This is a genomic window from Actinomyces ruminis (genome assembly GCF_002154335.2).
Taxonomy (GTDB): Bacteria; Actinomycetota; Actinomycetes; order Actinomycetales; family Actinomycetaceae; genus Actinomyces; species Actinomyces ruminis.
Genome location: NZ_MTPX02000053.1, coordinates 1 through 4,856, shown reverse-complemented (window position 1 = coordinate 4,856; position 4,856 = coordinate 1). Strand labels below are relative to the sequence as shown.

At 71.5% G+C, this 4,856-nt stretch carries 5 protein-coding genes and 2 pseudogenes; all 7 read right to left on the bottom strand.

Translation table 11 applies throughout. From position 1 onward, the window contains the following. Positions 1-9: 9 nt before the first annotated feature. A pseudogene (locus tag BW737_RS10665) lies at positions 10-1,366 on the bottom strand (YifB family Mg chelatase-like AAA ATPase); the annotation flags it as partial. A gap of 150 nt (positions 1,367-1,516) precedes the next feature. Next, positions 1,517-1,777 (bottom strand): annotated as a pseudogene (locus BW737_RS18475) (YraN family protein); the annotation flags it as partial. 123 nt (positions 1,778-1,900) lie between these two features. Then, entirely contained in the window at positions 1,901-2,206 is a 306-nt protein-coding gene (locus BW737_RS10655; protein WP_073332911.1) for a DUF2469 domain-containing protein, read from the bottom strand. A 13-nt stretch (positions 2,207-2,219) separates the two neighbouring features. Continuing rightward, positions 2,220-2,978 carry a ribonuclease HII gene (locus tag BW737_RS10650; RefSeq protein ID WP_257210731.1) on the bottom strand — a complete coding sequence of 253 codons (759 nt, stop codon included), beginning with the start codon at positions 2,976-2,978 and terminating at the stop codon, positions 2,220-2,222. After that, complete coding sequence (gene lepB / locus BW737_RS10645) at positions 2,975-3,802, bottom strand: signal peptidase I (RefSeq protein WP_086616088.1); 828 nt, start codon at positions 3,800-3,802, stop codon at positions 2,975-2,977. Before lepB ends, BW737_RS10650 begins: the two co-directional genes overlap by 4 nt. A gap of 112 nt (positions 3,803-3,914) precedes the next feature. Then, complete coding sequence (rplS, locus tag BW737_RS10640) at positions 3,915-4,265, bottom strand: 50S ribosomal protein L19 (protein ID WP_086616087.1); 351 nt, start codon at positions 4,263-4,265, stop codon at positions 3,915-3,917. 268 nt (positions 4,266-4,533) lie between these two features. After that, positions 4,534-4,856: GNAT family N-acetyltransferase (locus tag BW737_RS10635; RefSeq protein ID WP_143233376.1), on the bottom strand; the 323-nt coding region annotated here is incomplete at its 5' end.

Below are 4,856 nucleotides of genomic sequence, written 5' to 3'. Positions count from 1 at the left end.
GGCTCACTCCGGCGCCGACGGCCAGGTCCCCGGCGGTGACGGCGGCAACCTCCACCTGGATATCCACCCGGTCCAGTAGCGGGCCCGACAGCGGGAGAATCGGCTCACTCCGGCGCCGACGGCCAGGTCCCCGGCGGTGACGGCGGCAACCTCCACCTGGATATCCACCCGGTCCAGTAGCGGGCCCGACAGCGGGAGAAGTAGCGGCGCCGCTGCAGCGAGGTGCAGGTGCACTCCAGGCCGCGGCCGGTGGCGCGCCCGCAGGGCAGGGGTTGGCGGCCAGCACCAGCTGGAAGGCCGCCGGGTAGGTGGCGCGCCCACCCACCCGGTCGATGGACACCACCCCCGACTCCAGGGGCTGGCGCAGGCAGTCGAGCACCCCGGCGGGGAACTCGGGGGCCTCGTCCAGGAACAGCACGCCGCGGTGCGCGAGCGACACATCGCCGGGGCGGGGCGAGCCGGAGCCGCCACCGATGACGGCGGCACGGGTGGCGGTGTGGTGGGGTGCGCGCAGGGGCGGGCGGGTCAGCAGTCCCGCGTCGGCGTTGAAGGTACCGGCCAGGGAGTGGATGGAGGTGACGGTGACGGCATCGTCGGGGCTCAGGGGCGGCAGGATGGAGGGCAGGCGCTCGGCGAGCATGGTCTTGCCGGCACCGGGCGGGCCGACCAGCAGGAGGTGGTGTCCGCCGGCGGCGGCCACCTCCAGGGCGTGGCGGGCCTGGGCCTGACCGACCACGTCGGCCAGGTCGGGCTCGCGCGCCGGGTTGTGCCCCGCGGCCGGGCGGGAGGCGCGGGCGGCCTCGCTACCGGCGCGGCGCATGAGTTCGCGGGCGCGGCCGGGCAGCTTTCCGCCGTAGCGCTCCAGCAGCTCGCCGATGTGGCTGACGGCGGTCACGTCCACACCTGGCACCAGGGCCGCCTCCCGGCCGGCGCCGGCGGCGACTACCACCTCGGTTACGCCGACGTCGGCGGCGGCGCGCACGGCGGGCAGGATGCCGCGGACCGGGTGGATGGAGCCGTCCAGGCCGAGTTCCCCGATGTAGACGGTGCGGGCCAGATGGGTGATGGCGCGGGTCGGCAGCTGACCGCGGGCCCCCAGGACCGCGAGCGCCAGGGCCAGATCGAAGCCCGTGCCGGTCTTGGGCAGGTCGGCCGGGGAGAGATTGACGGTCAGCCGGTGCTCGCCCCAGGTGACGCCGCAGGTGGACAGGGCGGCCCGGACACGCTCGCGTGATTCGCGTATGGCCGCGTCCGGCAGGCCGACGAGTGTGAATCCGGGCAGCCCGTGGGCGGAGTGCGCCTCCACCTCCACCAGGTGTCCGGCCAGTCCGGTCAGGGTGACGGCGAGGGTGCGTGCCAGGCCCATTTCAATCCCCCACTCCCCGGTGGTGACGCAGCAGGGCGGGGCGGGCGGCACGCAGCTGGACGGAGACGACATCGAGGCGCAGGCCCGCGTGCGGCACCGGTGGGTGGCGGCCCAGGCGGCGGCCAGGGCACGCAGGCGAGCGAGTTTGCGGGCGTCCACGGCCTCGGCCGGGGACCCGGCGACGGCGGAGGTCCGGGTCTTGACCTCCACGATCACCAGCGTTCCGGGGCCGTCGGGGTGGGGTTGCCGGGCGACGATGTCCACCTCACCGCGCAGGCCGGATCCGGGTCGCCAGTTGCGGTCCAGGATGCTCCAACCCTGATCGCTCAAGTAGCGGGCGGCGATGGCTTCGCCGCGCTGACCGATGAGCCGACGCGGGTCGGTCGGCGTGGTGGTTGGTGCTGGTTGCATGGGCTTGACCTCCGCCACCAGCGTGCCTGCGGGGTGTGGCGGGGGCCAGCGCGACCTTTGATCTCTGTGGATTAGGGGTGCACGAACCGTGCCTGTGGACTCCGGTAAGCACCCACCGCAGCGCTAGGAGGGGATGTCCATCTCCGGCTTGGTCAGCTCCTCCACGTTGACGTCCTTGAAGGTGACCACGTGCACGGACTTCACGAAACGGCTGGCCCGGTAGATGTCCCACACCCAGGCGTCCTCGAGCGTCAACTCGAAGAACACCTCACCGCCGTTGGTACGCACCTGCACGTCCACGGCATTGGCCAGGTAGAAGCGGCGCTCCGTCTCGACGACATAGGAGAACAGGGAGATGACGTCGCGGTACTCGCGGTAAAGGTCGAGCTCCAAGTCGTTCTCATACGACTCCAGATCTTCAGCACTCACCCTTACATCATGCCTAATCGCCCAGTCCGCGTGCAGCAGGCCTCGCGGGCGCGTCGGCCACAACCGCCTCAGCGGCTCCGGTGAAGCGGTCAAGCCCCGGCAGATGCCAGGTGCGGCGATGGAGGTCGCTGGCGCCCAGCCGGGCCAGGCCCTCGACGTGAGCGGGTGAGGTGTACCCCTTGTTGCGGGCCCAGTCGTAGCCGGGGTCGGGCAGGGCGGTCATGAGCGCATCGCGCTCCACCTTGGCCAGCACGGAGGCGGCGGCAACCACGGCACAGTGGGCGTCCGCCTTGACGGAGGTGTACACGGACGGGGCCGGCCGCACAGCGGGCGCTGACGCGGCCTGATCCACCGACGCCGCGACGGCCGGGCCCGTGGGCTCGCGCAACCAGTTCACGGTGCCGTCCAGGATGATGGCGCCGGGCAGGTGGCCGCGAGCGGCGACCTCGGCCAGGGCCCGCTGCCCGGCCAGTCGTAGCGCACCGATGATGCCGACGGCGTCGATCTCCGCGGGGGTGGCGTGACCGACGGCGTGGTCGGCCACCCAGGCGCGACATGGCGTGACAAGAGCCTCCCGGCGGCGGGGCGTGAGTTGCTTGGAGTCGGCCAGGCCCGCGGGGAAGACGGCGGGCGTGGTGCGGGAGACGACGGCCAGGCCGACGCTGACGGGCCCGGCCAGGCAGCCGCGCCCGACTTCGTCCATGCCCCCGACCAACGGGTAGCGGGCCAGCAGCCGCTCCTCCAGGGCACGGTCGGGGCGAATGCGGGTCACGGCGTGTTCCCGGCTGCGGGGGTGGCGTCGGGGACGGCGTCGAAGGCACCGCCGTCGTCGAGTCCCTCGAGGCGTGACAATGGCCAGAGGATGCCCTTAGCGACCCCGACCACGTTGTCCATGGGGACGAATCCGCCGTTGGCGTCGTCCTGATGGAAGCGGGAGTCGGCGGAGTTGGCGCGGTTGTCACCCATCACCCACACGTAGCCCTCGGGGACGGTGACGTCGAAGGCGACGTCGGAGGCGGAGCGGCCAGACTTCAGATAGGGCTCGTCGACCTCGACGCCGTTGATGGTCAGCGATCCCTTGCCGTCGGCAACGATGTGGTCCCCGCCCACGCCGATGACGCGCTTGATCAGGTGGTGGCCGGAGTCTTCGGGCAGCAGGTGCAGCACGATGAGTGCGTCCTGCACGAAGCCCTTCACGCCGGTCGGCTCGGTGACGGTGAGCCAGTTGTCCGGGTCGGTGAATACGACGATGTCGCCGCGGTTGACATCGTCGGCGTCGTACATGGTTACGGCCACGCGGTCCCCCTCCAGCAGGGTGTCCTCCATGGAGCCGGAGGGGATACCGAAGGTCTGGACCACGAAGGTCTTAACCAGGGCGACCACCACCAGCACCGCGAGTACGATCAGCAGGGTGGAACCGCGACGACGCGGCGCGCGCTCGGCGTCGGCCCGCTCGGGGGCGGCCAGCGGGGTGGGCCGGCGGACCGGCTTGTAGGAGGGAGGCAGATCGTCCGCGGCGTCGGGGGTATTCGTAGCTGCGGGAGCGGAGGTACCGGCTTCAGGCAGGTCTTCGGCGTCTTCCTGCGGTGCGGTCACCGTATCCCTCTCGAATAGTGGCTGGCTGGTTTCAGGGTCGGGGTCGAGTAGGTGCGTCGGTGCCCGGGACCCGCAGGCCCCGGGCACCAGGGCTCGGAAGTGTCCCGGGCCGTCAGTTGGTGCGGTACTCCTTGATCTTGGCAGCCTTGCCGTGCAGGTTGCGCAGGTAGTACAGCTTGGCGCGGCGCACCTTACCGCGGGTGACGACCTCGATCTTCTCAATCGTGGGGGTGTGCAGCGGGAAGGTACGCTCCACGCCAACGCCGAACGAGATCTTGCGGATGGTGAAGGTCTCGGAAATGCCGGAGCCCTTGCGGGCGATGACAACGCCCTGGAACACCTGCACACGGGTGCGGGATCCCTCCACGACCTTCACGTGCACCCGCAGGGTGTCGCCGGCCCGGAAGTTGGGGATGTCGTCGCGCAGGGAGGCGGCGTCGATCGCGTCGATCAGGTTGGTCATTGATTTCTCTCCACGCCCGTGCCACTGGTCAGCGAGCGTTAAACGGGCGGCGCCGTCGACCGGGGTGTCGGTCGAGCGGCTCGTGCCGCATGCGGGTGCCTGCGGGTCCTGCTCCTGACCGCCTCCCCAGTGGCAGGGGCGGTTCGAGGCCCGAGGCCGGTCCAGTCTGCCACAGGCTCCACGGCGTCAGCCGGGTCCTACGGCGCTTCGTGCCGGATTTCACGCCCTCCGGAGCGCGGTGGGCATCCAACCGACGGCTGCGGACGATCTACGCAGCGGTCTCCTGCGGGTTCAAGGCCATGACGACGTCGCGGCAGCGCCGTCCGCCGACCTCGTAGGTGCGGGTACCGACCTTGCGGAAGCCGGCGCGCCGGTAGGCCTTCTGGGCGCGGCGGTTGGCGTCGTTGGTGCCCAGCCACAGGGCGGTGACCCCCATGGTGGCGGCGTCGCAGACGGCCTCCGCCAGCAAGGTGGGGGCGATGCCGGAGGCGCGCAGGCGGGCGTCGACGTACACCTTGGACAGTTCTGCGGCAAGCCGCGGGCGCCGTCGGGGCCAAGCGGGACGTCGACCGCGGGCGGGCGCGGATCGAG

Bases quoted from the DNA above. Each gene is read 5' to 3' on its own strand.
- rplS (WP_086616087.1), bottom strand. From the start codon at position 4,265: ATGACCAACCTGATCGACGCGATCGACGCCGCCTCCCTGCGCGACGAC.